This is a genomic window from Streptomyces sp. NPDC041200, assembly GCF_055591805.1.
Genome location: NZ_JBVIZF010000003.1, coordinates 588,699 through 604,946, shown reverse-complemented (window position 1 = coordinate 604,946; position 16,248 = coordinate 588,699). Strand labels below are relative to the sequence as shown.

The 16,248-nt window shown below is 70.4% G+C and carries 12 protein-coding genes and 2 pseudogenes; 9 read left to right on the top strand and 5 right to left on the bottom strand.

Annotated features, from left to right (window positions below; all coding sequences use genetic code 11):
• The first annotated feature begins 19 nt into the window (after positions 1-19).
• The 7 genes and pseudogenes from ACZ6CL_RS12490 to ACZ6CL_RS12460 form a co-directional block, all read left to right on the top strand.
• A complete protein-coding gene (locus ACZ6CL_RS12490) occupies positions 20-1,573 on the top strand; it encodes a condensation domain-containing protein (protein ID WP_468934728.1) in 1,554 nt (517 codons plus the stop codon).
• A 13-nt stretch (positions 1,574-1,586) separates the two neighbouring features.
• Entirely contained in the window at positions 1,587-2,312 is a 726-nt protein-coding gene (locus ACZ6CL_RS12485; protein ID WP_468934726.1) for a thioesterase II family protein, read from the top strand.
• The gene (locus ACZ6CL_RS12480; protein ID WP_468934723.1) at positions 2,303-3,127 is read left to right on the top strand and encodes an SDR family oxidoreductase; all 825 of its coding nucleotides are present in this window, start codon (positions 2,303-2,305) and stop codon (positions 3,125-3,127) included. Before ACZ6CL_RS12485 ends, ACZ6CL_RS12480 begins: the two co-directional genes overlap by 10 nt.
• Before the next feature lie 23 nt (positions 3,128-3,150).
• Positions 3,151-5,940, top strand: a complete 2,790-nt coding sequence (locus ACZ6CL_RS12475; RefSeq protein ID WP_468934720.1) for a non-ribosomal peptide synthetase — start codon at positions 3,151-3,153, stop codon at positions 5,938-5,940.
• Positions 5,941-6,167: 227 nt separating this feature from the next.
• Positions 6,168-7,373, top strand: coding sequence for an ATP-grasp domain-containing protein (locus ACZ6CL_RS12470; protein ID WP_468934718.1), 1,206 nt, complete (start codon positions 6,168-6,170; stop codon positions 7,371-7,373).
• Between the two features lie 16 nt (positions 7,374-7,389).
• On the top strand, positions 7,390-8,469 hold the full coding sequence (locus ACZ6CL_RS12465; RefSeq protein WP_468934715.1) for a fatty acid desaturase: 1,080 nt from the start codon (positions 7,390-7,392) through the stop codon (positions 8,467-8,469).
• A gap of 134 nt (positions 8,470-8,603) precedes the next feature.
• Positions 8,604-8,904 (top strand): annotated as a pseudogene (locus tag ACZ6CL_RS12460) (diaminobutyrate--2-oxoglutarate transaminase); the annotation flags it as partial.
• Between the two features lie 64 nt (positions 8,905-8,968).
• Here ACZ6CL_RS12460 and ACZ6CL_RS12455 read toward each other — a convergent pair.
• Positions 8,969-9,280 (bottom strand): annotated as a pseudogene (locus tag ACZ6CL_RS12455) (hypothetical protein); the annotation flags it as partial.
• A gap of 109 nt (positions 9,281-9,389) precedes the next feature.
• On the opposite strand from ACZ6CL_RS12455, the gene ACZ6CL_RS12450 reads away from it, so the two are divergent.
• Positions 9,390-10,097 carry a TetR/AcrR family transcriptional regulator gene (locus ACZ6CL_RS12450; RefSeq protein ID WP_468934712.1) on the top strand — a complete coding sequence of 236 codons (708 nt, stop codon included), beginning with the start codon at positions 9,390-9,392 and terminating at the stop codon, positions 10,095-10,097.
• A 246-nt stretch (positions 10,098-10,343) separates the two neighbouring features.
• The gene (locus ACZ6CL_RS12445) at positions 10,344-11,408 is read left to right on the top strand and encodes a LacI family DNA-binding transcriptional regulator (RefSeq protein ID WP_468934710.1); all 1,065 of its coding nucleotides are present in this window, start codon (positions 10,344-10,346) and stop codon (positions 11,406-11,408) included.
• Here ACZ6CL_RS12445 and ACZ6CL_RS12440 read toward each other — a convergent pair.
• Genes ACZ6CL_RS12440 through ACZ6CL_RS12425 form a run of 4 tightly spaced genes read right to left on the bottom strand, consistent with a single transcriptional unit; the run spans position 11,371 to position 16,057 of the window.
• Positions 11,371-12,768, bottom strand: coding sequence for a glycoside hydrolase family 32 protein (locus ACZ6CL_RS12440; RefSeq protein ID WP_468935227.1), 1,398 nt, complete (start codon positions 12,766-12,768; stop codon positions 11,371-11,373). The genes ACZ6CL_RS12445 and ACZ6CL_RS12440 overlap by 38 nt on opposite strands.
• Before the next feature lie 5 nt (positions 12,769-12,773).
• Positions 12,774-13,661 carry a carbohydrate ABC transporter permease gene (locus tag ACZ6CL_RS12435; RefSeq protein ID WP_468934707.1) on the bottom strand — a complete coding sequence of 296 codons (888 nt, stop codon included), beginning with the start codon at positions 13,659-13,661 and terminating at the stop codon, positions 12,774-12,776.
• 15 nt (positions 13,662-13,676) lie between these two features.
• Positions 13,677-14,651: a carbohydrate ABC transporter permease gene (locus tag ACZ6CL_RS12430; protein WP_468934704.1), complete on the bottom strand. Its 975-nt coding sequence runs from the start codon at positions 14,649-14,651 to the stop codon at positions 13,677-13,679.
• On the bottom strand, positions 14,648-16,057 hold the full coding sequence (locus tag ACZ6CL_RS12425; protein ID WP_468934702.1) for an extracellular solute-binding protein: 1,410 nt from the start codon (positions 16,055-16,057) through the stop codon (positions 14,648-14,650). Before ACZ6CL_RS12425 ends, ACZ6CL_RS12430 begins: the two co-directional genes overlap by 4 nt.
• Positions 16,058-16,248: the final 191 nt, after the last annotated feature.

Sequence of the window (16,248 nt, the reverse complement as noted above, 5' to 3'; positions counted from 1 at the left end):
GTGGTCAGGAGGCATCACCATGACGAATGAACCACCGCCGAGCCCCGAGGAGTCCCTGCTCGCCGAAGTCTGGAGGGATGTGCTCGGCGTCCGGGACGTCCGGCCCGAGGACGACTTCTTCTCCCTGGGCGGCGACTCCCTGGTCGCTCTCAAAGCGGTGGCAGAGGCGGAGGCCCGAGGCCTTCCGCTCACCCTGCTGCAGCTCTTCAGGAACCCGACGCTGCGAGGCGCGTGTCGCGCGCTGACCGAGGCGGGAGCGCAGGAGGGCTCCCGGCCCCGGGCGGGCTCCGAACAGCCCGAGTGGAACCTCCTCAGCCCCGAGGACCGGGCGCAACTACCGCCGGACGCCGAGTCCGCCTGGCCCGCGACCCGGCTGCAGCTCGGCATGGTCTACGAGAGCCTGAAGTCCCAGGGCGCCGTCTACGTCGACTCCATCGCACGGGACGTGCTGCTGCCGCTCGACCCGGGGCTGCTGGAACGGGCCCTGGAGGCGATGGCCCGGCGCCACCCTGCTCTGCGGACCCGCTTCGACCTCACCCGGTTCGACGTACCGATGGCAATGGTTTCCCGCGACGCCCGGCTGGGACTGAGCGCGTCGCTCTCCGACCTCGGCGAGCCGTTCGACCCGGAGACCGGCCCCCTCATCCGCGTGCACGCGGCGGCGAAGCCCGGTGACACCCCTGCCTTCCGCCTTTCGTATTCCTTCCACCACGCGATCATGGACGGCTGGAGCGAGTCCGTCTTCGTCTCCGAACTCGTACGTCTGTACGCGGGCCTGCTGCGCCACGAGGAGGTGGGGCTGCCCGTACCGGCGCGCTACGAGGAGTACGTACGGCTGGAGCGGGAGGCCGTCGACGACCCTGCCGCGCGCGCGTTCTTCACGGAGCGCTACGACATCGGCGGTGCACCGCGGCACACCCCGGACGCCGTGCACGACAAGCATTCGGTGCCCGTACCGCAGGCGGTCGCACGGCGGTGGGAGGACCTCTCGCGCCGGTGGGGCGTGCCGATGAAGAGCCTGGCCGTGGCCATCTACTGCGCTGCGGTCGCAGAGGTGTGGGAGGTTTCGGCTCCTGTCGTGGGGCTCTCCGTGAGCGGAAGACCGGAGACCGAGGGCGGAGACCTGACGATCGGGCTGTTCCTCAACCACCTTCCCCTCCGGCTCGAACTCGCCGGACTCGACTGGCAGGAGGCCGTCCGCGCGGCGCTCGCCGCGGAGACCGAACTGCTGCCGTACCGCCGGTTCCCCTACGCGGAGATCAGAGAGGCCCTTGGGGGCGATCCCTTCGAGGTCGCCCTCAGCTACGTCCATTTCCACCTGCGGGACGACCTCCTGGAGTCCGGTCTGGTGGGAGCGGAGGAGGAAACGCACGACCACACGAGCTTGCCGGTCCGGGTGGAACTGTTCAACGACCCGCAAGGCCTGGGCATGGGCTTCGACGTCACCGCGGACTCGGCGCGCTACGGGGAGGGATTCGCCCGGCGGCTGGGGGATGCCCTGCTGGCCGCTGCCGTACGGCTGGCGACGCGGCCCCGGTCCTCGGTCCTGTCCGACGTAGTGGCAACCGACTGAAGGGACCTCTCGTATGCGACCCACCACCTTGATAACCCTGCCGTTCGCGGGCGCCGGGGCCGGGTTCTTCCGCTCTTGGAGTGACGTCGCCCGGCACGTCGACATCCTTCCCCTCCAACTCCCCGGCCGCGAGGAGCGCTACGTCGAGCCACCGCACATAGACGTCCACGAGGCCGTTGACGAGCTGTTTCCCGAGGTTGCCGAGCAGGTGGAGAAGGGCGCCCCGGTGGCGGTGTTCGGCCACAGTCTCGGCGCCGTACTGGCCTTCGAACTCGCCCACCGCCTCACCGAAGAGGGCCATGCCGATGTGCGGCGGCTCTTCGTCAGCGGCTCGCCCGCCCCCTGGGCCGGACGGACGATCCTGGCCTCCGGACTGCCCGACGACGCATTCCTGGGACGGGTACGCGAGTTCGCCGGTTACGACCATCCCGCGCTCGCCGACACCCAATTGCGCCAGCTGCTGCTGCCGACCCTGCGGGCAGATGTGGAGATGCACGAGAACTACACCTCCCCACCCACCCGCGCCCGCCTTCCGGTGCCCGTCACCGCCCTGCGAGGAAGGGCGGACCACCTGGTGTCCGCGGCCGAGACACGCCAGTGGGAGCAGGTGACCAGCGGCGGTTTCCGGCACGTCGAGACCGAGGGCGGCCACATGTACCTCGCGGACGACACCACCGGCTGCGTGCGGCTGCTCGAAGCCGAACTGACAGCGGCCGTGGGCGGTGAGGCATGCGTCTAAGGGGCAGGACCGCGCTCATCACCGGAGCGGCTCGCGGGCTCGGGCGAGCCTGCGCCACGATGTTCGCCCGGGAGGGAGCCGACCTGGTGCTCCTCGACATCGGTACGGACGCCCCCGGGGTTCCCTATCCGCTGGGCACGACCGGTCAGCTCGAGCACACCGCGGCGCTCTGCCGGCAACAGGGTGCCGCCGTACTGGCCCTGACGGCGGACGTGCGGGACGGGGAAGCGCTCGCGGAGGCGTTCGCGGCCGCCACGGACCGGTTCGGCGCGGTCGACGCGCTGGTCAACAACGCCGGGATCGCAGCCCCCTCGGGCAAGGCGGTGCACGAGATCACCGAAGCCGAATGGGCCCTCATGCTCGATGTCGACCTCTCCGGCACCTGGCGCATGACGCGCCTGGTGGCGGGGCCCATGCTCGAGCGGCGTTCCGGGAGCATCATCAACATTGCCTCGACAGCGGGACTGGTCGGGTACCGGCACTTCGCCGGCTACGTGGCCGCCAAACACGGACTAGTCGGGCTGACGAAGGCGGCGGCGCTCGATTTCGCCCCCATGAAGGTGAGGGTGAACGCCATCTGCCCCGGGTCGGTCCGTGACGACAGCGGTGTGGAGGGGCGAATGCTCTCCGAGATAGCCCGCTGCCTGGACGTCCCGGTCTCCGAGCACGAGGCGGCCTTCGTCCAGGCGCAGCCGATGAACGCCCTGATCGAGCCGGACGACGTGGCCGCCACCGCCGTCTGGCTCGCCAGTGACGAGACCCGCCAGATCACCGGCGCGACGCTCACCGTCGACGGCGGATTCACCGCCCGCTGAGACAGCCCGAGAGGAGTCGATCCGTGTCCCTGCACCGGAGCATGTCACCGGACTGCCACTCCGTCCGCGTCCGGCTCGTCGAGGGATCCGCGGCGGGGGCGCGGTCGCCGGTGGACGCGGACGCCGTCGCCCGGCGCCTCGCACCCCATGCCCGCCTGTGGCGGGAGGAACTGCCCACCCCTTCCCACGACGCGCGGACCGCGGACCGCGTCGAGCGTGAACTCGCCCGCCCGCTGTACCACGGCGGACCCGGCGTCCGCGCCGTACTGCTGGGCCTCGGCGACGGCAGCGCCGAGTTGGTCCTCGTCGCCCGACGGGATGTGTACGACCCCGACGCCCTCTGCCGACTGGCCCGCTACGGGGCGGACGGCACCGGGACGCCACCCGTGCCCGGGACCCCGGTCGCCGTGGAGGTCCCTGAGCACACCGGACCGGGCCTGCCGGACTGGGCGTTGGGAGGGTGGCCTCCCGCCACGGAGGCGGGGACCGGCCCGGTCACCGTCGAGGAGCGGCTCGCCGACGGGTCCCCCGGTACGGATGAGACCTGGCTCGCCGCGTTGGCCCTGGTGATCGCCCGCTACGGTGGCGATCCGGCCCCCGCGGTGGGCATCGCCCGGGAACGAGTGCGCTCCCGGCACCTGGAGGGCGGCAAGGGGACCAGACGCGAACTGGTCTCCCGGGCCCGGCGTCATCTCCGGGACACCGACCCGCGCCGGGACGCACCACCGGCAGCCGTCGGCCTGCGCCTCGGCATCCCCACGGCGGATGGGGTCGACTACCGCCCCTGTCCCGGCCCGCCCTTCCCGCTCACCATCGGAGTGCGTCCCGAGGGTGCCCTGTACGCGGAGTTCCGTCCGCGAGACTTCGCCGAGCCGGTCGTACGGCAGTTGCTGCATCATCTGGTCACGGCCCACGGATGGGTGTGCCGGGCCGAGGACACGGCCCCCACCGCCACCGCGGAGATACTCGACGCAGCCGAGCGGCGGCGGCTGGCGGATTTGGGAACGACGGCACCGGCGCCCCGCACAGCCCGCCCGCGTCGTATCGACACCCTCTTCGCCGAGTCCATGGCCCGCCGGCCCGACGCCCCGGCCGTATCGGACGGCACCCGGCGGCTCACCTACCGGGAACTGGGCGAACGGGCCCGGACGCTCGCCCTGGGCCTGCGCGCACGAGGGATCCGGCGCGGCGACCGCGTGGGTGTCTGCCTGCCGCGCTCGGTCGATCTCGTCGCGGTGCTGCTCGCCGTACTGGAAGCCGGAGCGGTCTTCGTACCGCTCGATCCGGGTCACCCGCCGGAGCGGGCGGCGTTGATCGCGGAGGACACGGAATGGCGCCTCGTCATCACGGACCGGGACGATCTGCCCGGCCTGGACACGGTGCGTCCCGAGGAACTGGAGGCGACCGGCAGCCCCGACGAGCCGCCGCGCGACGAGCCGCTTCCCGAGGACCCCGCCTACATCATCCACACCTCCGGCTCCACGGGCCGTCCCAAGGGAGTGGAGGTACCGCACGCCAACGTCGTCAGCCTCATCGAGGCCACGGAGAAGGAGTACGGACTCGGCGCGGACGACGTGTGGACGTGCTTCCACTCGGTCGCCTTCGACTTCTCGGTGTGGGAAATCTGGGGCTGCCTGCTCACCGGCGGCCACCTGGTCATGGTGCGCTTCGACGTCTCCCGTTCCCCCGAGGACTTCCACCGGCTGCTCGACGAGGAGCGGGTGACGGTCCTGAGCCAGACCCCGTCCGCGTTCTCCCAGCTTCTGCCCGTCGTCGGCGCGCGCACGGCGTCGCTGGCCGTGCGTCTGGTCGTCTTCGGCGGCGAGGCGCTGGACAGCCGCCTGGTGCTGCCCTGGCTCGACACCTACCCCGAGACGCGCTGCCGCCTCGTCAATATGTACGGCATCACCGAGACCACCGTGCATGTGACGGCGCAGACCGTCACCAGGAGCACGGCCCTGTCCGGGGCGCGTTCGGTGGGGCGCCCGTTGCCGGGTTGGCACGTCTATGTGATGGACCCACAGGCTCGGCTGCTGCCTCCGGGCGCGGCGGGCGAACTCGTCGTGGGCGGTGCGGGTGTCGCCCTCGGCTATGTGAACCGGCCCGAGCTGACGGCCGAGCGCTTCCTGCCGGATCCCTTCGCCGGCGGGCGGATGTACCGCAGCGGGGATCTCGGAAGGATGCTCCCCGACGGCACTCTGGAACACCTTGGGCGCATCGACAGCCAGGTCAAGATACGCGGGTTCCGCATCGAGCTGGACGAGATCCGCTCCGTGCTCCTGGACGACCCCGCCGTCGAGGCCGCCGCGGCCGTGGTGCGTCGCGCGGTCCCGAACGACCCGATGACCGCGCGCATCGACGCCTATGTCGTCCTGAGGAACGGCACGGAGCCCGAGGCGGCGCGGAACCCGACAGGAGAAGTACGCCGACGAGCCGCGCGTCTCCTGCCCGACTACATGGTCCCGGCCACGGTCACTGCCGTGCCCGAGGTGCCGTTGACTCCCAACGGCAAGCTCGATGCCGCCCGGCTGCCCAAGCCGTCCTCGGCGGTCTCGCCCACCGGCCCCGGACAGGCGCCGCACGGCGCAGACGGCGATCTGGTGGCCGCGCTGACCGAGGTGTGGACCGAACTGCTGGGTACGCGGGTGGCCCCGGAGGACAACTTTTTCGAGCTGGGGGGCAATTCACTGCTGGTCGTGCGCATGGCCACCGTCCTGCGCGAGCGCGGTCTGCCCGACCTGGCTCCGCGGGCTCTGTACCTCAATCCCTCGGTAGGCGAGCTGGCGGCGGCGCTGCGCGCCCCCGGTACATGAGACCGGACGCACACCAGCCGCTCCCCGCGAGCTTCGCGACCCCACAACCCACCGCACAGGCCGACACAGAGATGAGGGTCGATGTGAACACAAGCACCTCGCACGGAGTTGCGGAGGATTCGGGCGCTGCGGCGTCGTTACGCGGAGGTCCTCCGGCGAGGCCACTGGTCGTCGTCTATGACGAGGGTGCGGCGCACCCGAGCGAGATAGGAGCGGGGCTCGCCGAGGTGGCACCCCTGATCTTCGTGATCGCGCCCAGCGAGCACGCCCGGTCCCGGCAGCCGCTGCTGGCCCAGTTCGGCAAGACCGTCGACGCCTCGTCGGTCGATGACGTGGCCGACGAGCTGGCCGGGGAGCGACCGGGGGGCATCGTGACCTTCGCCGAGCGCACCCTGCGGCTGACGACCGTACTCGCGCAGCGGCTCGGTCTGCCCTTCCACAGCCCGCGGACCACCAAGCTGCTGACCGACAAGTTCCAGCAGCGCACCGTGCTCCGGGAGGCCGGAGTGGATTCCGTGCGGTTCCATCGCGTGGCCGAGCCCGGCGCATGGCCGCAGGCCCTGGCCTCGGTGGGTCTCCCCGCCGTCCTCAAACCCGCACATGGCGGCAGCAGCAGGAACACGTATCTGGTGCGGGACGAGGCCACCGGCCGGCGGCTGGTGGAGGAACTGCTGGCGGAGGGGTGCCCGGGCTTCGAGGAGGGTGGGGCGCTGGTCCTGGAGGAGTACCTGGTGGGGCGGCCCTCCGAGCCGTTCGGTGACTACGTTTCGGTGGAGAGCGTCGTCCAGGACGGGGAGATCCGCCATCTCGCCATCACCGGGAAGATGCCGGTGCTGCCGCCCTTCCGGGAGTCAGGGGACTTCTGGCCGTCCGCCCTGGACGGTGCCGACCAGCAGGCGGTGCGGGAACTGACCGCTCGGGCGCTACAGGCCGTCGGCATGACCTCGGGCCTGACCCATACCGAGATCAAGATGACGGCGGAGGGCCCCCGGATCATCGAGGTCAACGGCCGTCTCGGCGGGGACATCAACGAGATGGCCGGCTTCGTCCTCGGCCTGAGTCTGACGGAGATGGCCGGCCGCATCGCCCTCGGGCTCCCGGTGACCGTGCCCGCGACACCGGATGACAGGGTGTACTTCCACGTCTTCCACTCCGGCCCGACGGTGCCCTGTGAGCTGGTCGCCTTCGAGGGGGCCGAACGGCTGCGCGCACTCCCCGGGGTCTCCGTGTACCGGCCGTACGTCAGGCCCGGCACGAGCTTTCCCGGGGGTACGCACACCCAGGAACTCGACGTGGCCATGGGCACGGTCGCCGGCCATGCCGAACTCGCGGCAAAGGTCGACGAGATGGCCGGGTGCCTGCGCTTCCACGTGGCCTTCCCGGGCGATGACACCGTGCACATCCTCAACGGGCACGAACTCGGGCGTCTGTGAGGGGCGGGGACGGAAGGTGCAGCAGGCATCGGAACACGGAACCCGCCAGTGGGCCTACGACGGCCGACGTTACCGTCCGTACCGGTTCTCGGCGGATATAGAACAGCGGATCAGACAGCTCAACGTGCTGGACAACTGGCACGGGCTGCTCGGCTGGACCCGGGACATCCTGCTGGTGGCCGTGTCGGCACTGCTGTGCACCGGGGTGAGCTGGTGTTTCTACCCCCTGGCGCTCGTGTTGATCGGTTCACGACAGCGGGCCCTGTCCAACCTGCTCCACGAGAGTGCGCACAACATACTCGCCGCCAACCGGGTGCTGAACCTGTTACTGGGAACGGTCCTCACGGCCTACCCGATCCTTCAGCTCCACTACGCCTACAAGCAGACACATGTCGCGGAGCACCACCCCCAGCTGGGAAACCCGGACCGCGATCCCGATCTGCGTTACTTCATCGAACGCCAGGTCTACGACCGACAGTCGGAGAGAAGACTGTGGTGGAGGCTGGTGGTACTCCCCGTCCTCGGGGCCTCGACATGGTCGTATCTACGCTATCTGCTGCGTAACCGTTTCGGCGGGCGTAAGGCCGCGGCCGCGGCGGGAGCCCGCCCGGGCGGAGCCGTCCGGGTCGCCCGGGAGCGCCGTGACCTGGTGGCGTTCCTCGTTTTCTGGGCCGTCGTCGTCGGCGTGACCGCGGCCACGGGCTCCTGGCTGCTCGTCGTGCTGTTCTGGCTGGTGCCCTACCTGACCACCTTTCAGGTGATCGGCTGGTACATCGAGTTGTCCGAGCACACGCCCCTGGTACGTGAATCCAATGTCAGCCTCTACATGACGCGCAACCGGATCAGCCGTGGCCTGGAGCTGTTCCTCACCGGTACGTACGCCGATCACCGCCACCTGGACCACCACTTGGACCCGCGCACGCCTTACTGGAACCTCGAGAAGGCGCGGCGCATCAGGCTCGAGGACCTCCGGTACGCCGCGGTGGACCGCGGTTTCGGCGGACTCTTCCACCGTGGTCCCGACGGCCAGCCCAGCGCGCTGGCGGACATCATCAGATCACTGGCCCGTCCGGCGCCCGGTCCGACGGACGAATGAGCCCGCTCGGTCGTTCGTCTCCGCGCTCCGCGACCTGTGTGACCCGCCCGGGAGGGAAAGTGAACGAGCTCCGCGACCAGTCCTCATCCTTCGCCCCGACCACTTTGGAGTTGGAGGTCCGCAGTTACTCACACATGTGGCCTGTGGTGTTCGGCGGTGCCGTGGGAAGCCGCCTGACCGGCCGTGACGGGAGTCCTACCTGGATTTCTTCATCGGAGCCGGCACCCTCAACTACGGCCATAACCACCCGGTGCTCGAACGTGCCCTGATGAGCTACCTGGAGCATGACGGCATCGTCCACAGCCTGAACGTGATGACCGAGGCGATGGCCGACTTCCTCTCGGGCGTCCAGGAGAAGCTCCTCGCCCCCCCCGCAACCTCGACTACAAGGTCCGGTTTCCTGGTCCCACCGGGGCCAACAGCGCCGAGCCTGCGAGCCACAGGCCGGTGGCGTGGGGACGCCGGGATACGCGCGCGTACCGGCGGGTCCACCAACTGGCCGCCGCCAGCGTGCCGAGGCGAAGAGGAACAGGCCGAGCATGGCGAAGAGGGCGATGAGGCCTCCTCGGGCCGCGTCGCCCGGGCTCTTCGTCTCCTCGGTGACACTGAAGGCCGCGTCCCAGCCCCAGAAGAAGAAGACCGCGAGGACCATGCCGGCGAAGGTGATTGCCGACCCACACGTAGCCGTTGCCGCAGTTAGGCCGGACGCGGCGATGGCGACGCCGTCGACGACACCGAGGGAACGGCGCAGGGCGGGGCGGGGCCCGGCGGACGGGCTCGGCGGGGAGGACTGGGGCGGTGCGGACGACATGGAGCGCTCCTCGGGGTACGGGAGGCGAGGGAAGGGCCGCGCGGGAATTCTGCGGGGACTTGGTGCGAGGCCGACGCTGACGGAGACGCCGACAGGGAGGAAGCCCGGCATGCCGACCCGAGTTCCGCAGGAGCGCAAACGCCGACGGCCCACCCGCTCAGGGCCCCTGCTGTCGGAGGACTTGATCGTGGAGACCGCCCTGCGACTGATCGGCGAGCACGGTCCCGACGCGCATGGCGTGCGTCGGCTCGGCGCGGCACTCGGCTGCGACCCGACCGCTCTGTACCGCTATTTCCACGGCACCGACGACTTGGTGCTCGCCATCGCCGACCGGATCATCGGCGACGCGATGGCGGGGTTCGTCCCCGGGGACGACTGGGTGGCATCGCTGCGCGAGATGGCCCTGCGGGTCCGCGCCGGATACCTGGCCCATCCCCGGGCGGCCGCCATGGCCGCGCACCGGGTGACCCGGCGCAAGCATGAGATCCAGGCCGTGGAGACAGGTGTCGGACTGCTGGTGTCCGCAGGCTTCGAGCCGGCCCGCGCCGCACGGCTCTATCTGGCCTTCCTCGACACGGTTCTCAGCCACGCGGCGACGGACGCGGCCTTCCAGGCACTCCCGTGGCAGCAGCGCGAGGCCGATCACCGCAGGTGGCGGGACGTATACCAGGGCCTGGACCCGGTGACGTACCCGGCGCTCACCGCGGTACGCGATGAGCTGCCCGGGATGGCGGACAGCTCCTTCGAGGAGGCGGTGGACCTGCTGCTGGAGGCGTTGGCGGCCCGCGCCCCGGCAAGGCCGGGTTCAGGCCGCTGAGGTCGGGACGCGTTCGGGACACAAGGACGTCGGCCGCGGGAGTCCCCCCGCTCCCCTTTGCGCGCTTCTGACCTGCGGAAACGTCGCTCCGTGAATGCGTATACGGTCGCACGACGACCCGCACCCCGGGGTGGTGCGGTCAGCGGCTGTTCCGACGCGGTGTTCCGTTCGGTCTGCGGCGACGGGCTGCGCAACACCTTCCGCGGGTAGGCTGGCTTGATCAGGCAAGGTCGGCGGGGACGAGGCATGGGCGGGGTCGACAAGACGCGGAGTGGCGGGGCTGAGCGGGCGACCTCGCGGGATGTCGCCCGGCTTGCCGGGGTGTCGCACACGGCCGTGTCCTTCGTCTTCAACGGGCGTGCCCAGGGCAACCTCTCCGCCGAGACGCAGGAGAAGATCCGCAAGGCAGCCGCACAGCTCGGCTACCGGCCGAACGCGGTCGCCCGAGGCCTGCGCCGACGTCGTACCGCCGTGATCGGTCTGGTCACGGACGAGATCGCCACGTCGCCGTTCGCCGGGCGGCTGCTGCGCGGGGCCATGGACACGGCGTGGAACAGTGAGCATCTGGTGCTCACCGTCGACTCCGGGCAGGACCCGGTCACCGAGGACGCGGCCGTCGCCGAACTGCTCGACCGGAGGGTCGACGGGATCATCTACGCCGCGCTGTCGTTGCGCCGCGCCCGAGTCCCCGAAGGGCTGCACCGCACGTTCGCCGTGCTCGCCAACTGCCTCTCCGAGGACGGCTCCCTCCCGGCCGTCATCCCCGCCGAGCGGGCCGGTGGGCGCAGCGCCGCGCGCGTCCTCCTCGACGCGGGCCACCGTCGTGTCGCCCTGGTGGGTGGCCTGGACGACATCGCCACCGCGGAGCGCCTGCGTGGCTTCCGGGACGCGCTGCGGATGGTGGGGCTGACCGCCGAGAAGGACTGGATCATGCGGACGGGAGGGGAGATCGCCGCCGGGTACGAGGGGGCATTGCGGTTGCTGGACCATGTTCCCGCGGACCGGCGGCCCACGGGGATCGTCTGTTACAACGACCGGGTCGCCGCGGGCGTCCTCCATGCCGCCGCGCGTCTGGGCCTCGACGTGCCCGCCGATCTGTCCGTCGTCGGCTACGACGACCAGGAGCACATGGCTGCTTTCCTCAGCCCGCCCCTCACCACGATCGCTCTGCCGCACCGTGCGATGGGAGAGACGGCCGCCCGCCTGCTCCTGGACGCGATCGCCAGCGGGACCGCGCCGCCCGTCACCACCCGGCGGCTGGAGTGCCCCGTCGTCATGCGGGGCTCCGTGGGACCAGCGCCCAGCCCGTGACCTCGACGTCCGTCCCCGACACGGTCAGCTCCGGGACGTCGTCGTCCCGTCGGTACACCCGTTCCGTGGCCATCGCCCGGTCGCCCGCGAACAGTTCCAGAAGGGAGCCGTCCACGAGGATCCGTACGGTGAGGGTCTCGCCCCGCGGGGTCGGCAGGACCAGGGGGGCCGTGCCGTCCGGGCGGGAGCGTGGCCAGGCCGTGCGGTCCAGGGTTACCGCGCCGGACGCCGGGTCGAGCCGCACGGTCAGTTCGCCTCCGGACGCGGACCGCAGCAGACTTAACGTCGCCGCCGACCGGGCGGTCACCAGCAGGTCGTACGAGAGGGGGAGCGGCCAGTGCGGTCCGGGTGTGGCGGTGAACGGGACGCTCGCTCGCAGCAGTTCGAGCTCCGCGGCCGGTACGACCCGCAGCGTGCCGTCCTCATGCGTATCCACCACGCGTGGTGCCGTGAGAACTCCGGACCAGCCCACGCGGTCCACCTCCTCGCGAGGGCGTGACTCCCAGGACCAGCCCCAGAGCAGGGCGCGGCCGGACTCCGTGTCCTGGAGGACGGAGGGGGCGTAGAAGTCGCGGCCGAGGTCCAGGGGGCCGCCCGTGCCGGCTCCGAACCTCAACCCCCCGTCCTTCTCCTCCATCAGCTGCCCTGTCAGGTACCGGGTGTTCAGCGGGTCGCCGTCCCACAGCGCCACCGCCAGCACCCAGTCGCCCCCGGCGGTCTCCCACATCTGCGGGCACTCCCAGCCGCTCGCCCGCGTACCGAAGGCGCGGGCCGCCGCCGCGTCGCGGCCGTCCAGCAAGACCCCGGCGAACCGCCACGCGTACAGGTCCTCACAGTCGTACACCAAAACGGACGGGGTGCCGTCGGCGTGGCCCGCGCCCACCAGCGCCCAGCGGCGTTCGGCGAAGCGGAAGACGAAGGGGTCCCGGAACATCGTCACGTCCATGCCGGGTGGCGGGCCGGCGACCACCGGCACCGGCAGTTGCTTCCACTCCTCCAGGCCATCGTCCTCGGCCACGGCGAGACAGATCGTGCTCAGGCCCTGGTGGTCGCGGTCGATCCCGGAGTACACCGCTGTCGGCACACCACCGTCGTCCACCACGCAGCCGGACCAGCAGCCCGCTTCGTCCGGGCCGCCGGGCGTCGGCCGCAGGGCGATCCCGTGGTCGTCCCAGTGGGCGAGGTCGGGACTGGAGGCGTGGCCCCAGTGGACGTTCGCGTGGACGGGGGCGTCGGGGTTGTGCTGGTAGAAGAGGTGGTAGCGACCGCCCCAGCGGAACGGCCCGTTCGGGTCGTTCATCCAGTTGGCCGGTGGGCGGACCCGGAAGCGCGGGCTGTGGGCGTCGGCCGGCCGGCTCACGGAACTCAACGGTTGACTCCTGAGGATGTGATGCCCTCGCGCAGAGGGCGCTGGCCGACGACGAACACGACGACGGCGGGGATCATGGAGAGGACGACTCCGGCGAGGACGACGGAGATCGAGCCGGTGCCGAGGTTGCCCTGAAGGGAGACCAGACCCAGCGGCAGCGTGAGGTTCTCGGTGGAGGTTTCGAGGACCAGCGGCCGGAAGAACTCGTTCCAGTGGTAGTTGAAGGCCAGTACGCCGACGATGGCGAGACCGGGGGCCGCCAAGGGGGCGTACACGGACCGGAAGACGCGCCACGGGCCCGCGCCGTCGATCATCGCCGCCTCGCCCAGGTCCTTCGGCATGCCCAGGAAGTACTGGCGCATCAGGAAGGTGCCGAAGGCCGTCGGGAAGGCCGGGATGATGAGGCCGAGCAGAGTGTCGGTCAGACCCATCGCCTTCAGCTCCAGGAAGACCGGGACGATCGTGACCTGCAAGGGCACCATCATCGTGGCCAGGACCAGCGCGAACAGTGGCTTCTTGAAGCGGAATTCGAGGCGGGCGAAGGCATAGCCCGCCAGGCCCGCGGTGATCATCTGGCCGACCGCGATCAGCGCGGTCACCAGGGTGGAGTTCAGCGCGTACAGCCAGACGTCGATCTGGTCGAAAACCCCACGGTAGGCGTCGACGGTGGGGTCCGTGGGAATGATCTTCGGCGGCAGGTCGAAGGACTCCGCCGGTGTGCGCAGCGACGTGGACACCGTCCAGATGACCGGGCCGAGCGTCAACAGGGCGCACAGCGCCAGACCGGCGATCCGGGCCCAGGGCGCGAGGCCGTGCCGTACGCGCGACACGGCGGGGCTCGGGAGGGGTCCCGACGCGGAACCCGGCAGGGAACTCGTACTCATTTCGGCTCACCCGGCTCACTGGTAGTGGACAAAGCGCCGGCTGAGCCGGAACTGGAGGGCGGTGACCGCCATGATCAGGACGAAGAGCAGGACACCCACGGCGGACGCCTCGCCGAAGCGGAGCTGCTCGAAGGCCGTCTCGTAGATGACCATCACGACCGTGCGGGTGGAGTCGCCGGGACCGCCGGCCGTGAGAACGTACGGCTGCTCGAATACCTGGAGGGCGTTGATGATGCCGACCACGGACGCCACGAGCAGCGTGGGCGACAGCAGCGGCAGGGTGATGGCGAGGTGCTTGCGCAGGCCGCTCGCGCCGTCCAGCGAGGCCGCCTCGTGCACCTCCTTCGGAATGTTGTTCAGGCCGCCGACGAACAGCAGGAACGAGAAGCCGAACTGCTGCCAGACGTATGCCAGGACCACGGCCGCCATCGCCCCGTTCTCCGAGGTCAGCCAGGGGACCGAGGGGATGCCGACCGTGCCCAGCAGCCAGTTCACGGGGCCGAAGTCCTGATTGAACAGGTACTTCATCACCACCGAGATGGACGCGGCGGACAGCACCAGGGGGAAGAAGAACGCCGAACGGAACACTGACCGCAGCCACTTGGGCATCCGGCCGTTCACCGTGATCGCCAGCACGAGCGCGATCAGCAGCTGTAGCGCGACCGCGAGCACCATGAAGACGAGCGTGTTGCGGAAGGAGACGAGGACCGTGGAATCGGTCAGGATCTTGCGGTAGTTGGCCGCTCCTGCCCATCGCGGGTCCTCGATCACGTCCCACTGGAAGAGGCTGAGGACGACCGAGCCGACGATCGGTAGGACCGTGAAGACGACGATGCCGACGACGGTGGGCGCGAGGAAGAGCCCGGCGAGCAGGCGGGTGCCCCGGCCGCGGGCGGTGGTGGCCGCGCGCTCGGACGCCTTGCGGCTCTGACGGGTCTTGCTGCTACGGACGGACTCCGGTCGTACGGGCCTGATCTCGGTGTTCGTCATACCTCACGCTCCATGGCCTGCTCCAGGTCCCCCTGCAACCGGCGCAGCGCGGGGCGCACCGCGCGGGGGCTCGCGAGGGCGGTTCCGGTGTGCTTGATCAGCAGCTGCTCGACTTCGTTGACCTGCGGCGGGGCCGGGATCGGGCCGGTGGTGGGGATCTTGTCGAGGGTGTCGTAGAAGACCTGCCAGTGGGCCGGGCCGGTCTTCCGGTAGCGGGCCTCGTCGACCATGGAGCGGCGGGCCGGGGTGGTCTGGTTGGCTGCGAAGAGCTGGGTCATCACGTCCTTGCGGACGGTGTGCTTGATGAACTCCCAGGCCTCGTCCTGCTTCTTCGACGTGCGCAGCAGTGCGTACCCGGCGGCGCCGAACTGGTGACGTCGCGTGCGCCAGCGCGGGAAATACCGGACGTCGTAGTCGGTCGGCTTCATGCCCGCGAGGTGCAGGCCGCCCGCCCAGAAGCCGCCCGCGGGCGTGACGCCGACGCGGCCGGTGGAGAACACGCCGACGAGGTTCCGGCCGTCGCCGCCCTCCGGGCGGGTGCACAGGTCCTCCTGGATGAGGGAGGCGAGGTAGTCGTACACCTCCGCGACGCGGTCGGAGTCGGCCTGGGGTGTCGTCCATCGGTAGCCGCCGCCCCGGCCGCGCCGCTGCGCCTCGGGGTAGAAGGAGTTCCAGAGCCACTCACCCCCGGGGGCCTTGGACTCGGCAAGGAGGTTGGTTCCGTTGGCGAAGAGCCAGGGGACCACTCCGCCCCACAGGCGGTTGGTCCAGAAGTAGGGGGTGAACCGCGCGCCGTTGCCGCGCTTCATCGCGCGCAGCAGCGTGGTGAAGTCGTCGCGGGTCCAGTCGGCGTCGGGGAGGCCGCCGCCCGCCCGCTCCAGGACCCGGTTGTTGACGTACATGTCGGCCGCGTTGAACTCGACCGGCAGCTGGTAGAGGCTCCCCTCGTACATCATCGACTCGACCAGCGAGGGATGGACATCGGCGAAGTACGGGCGCAGCTCGGCCGCGTCCCGCTTCGCCCACCTGTCCAGCGGTACGCCGAGCCGTTGGGCGAAGAGCTGCACGCCCTCGGTGGCGACGTACACGAGGTCGGGTGCGGTGCCCGCGGCGATCTGGGTGAGGATCTTGGAGAAGAAGTCCGACCAGTCGTAGGCCTGTACGGCGTTGATACGGATCTTGATGTCGGGGTGGGCCTCGCGGAACCCGTCGCGCAGGGCGCGCTGGGCCTCGGGGTTGAAGGCGGATCCGAGGGTGGCGATGACGAGCGAGCCGTCGTCGCGGCCGGGGATGTCGGCGGCGGTGAGGCGGTCCCAGCCGGCCGCGACGCCGGCGAGAGCGGCGGCTCCGGCGCCGTACGTCCCGTAGCGCATCAGGCCCCGGCGGGAGAGGAGCGAGTCGGTCATGGGCGAGCCTAACTCGTGTTAGCCACAGTTGGTTCCCTGATGATGAGAATCCCGTTACGGCCCTGTCAAGGGATGTGTGCGGCTGGGAAGTCACCTGAACCAACTGTGTGCGAAGGCTTGACCTTTAACGAGTTAGGTATACGGTCCGGTCCACATGAGGCGCGTCCCGACGACGACGTCGGGGAAGGGAG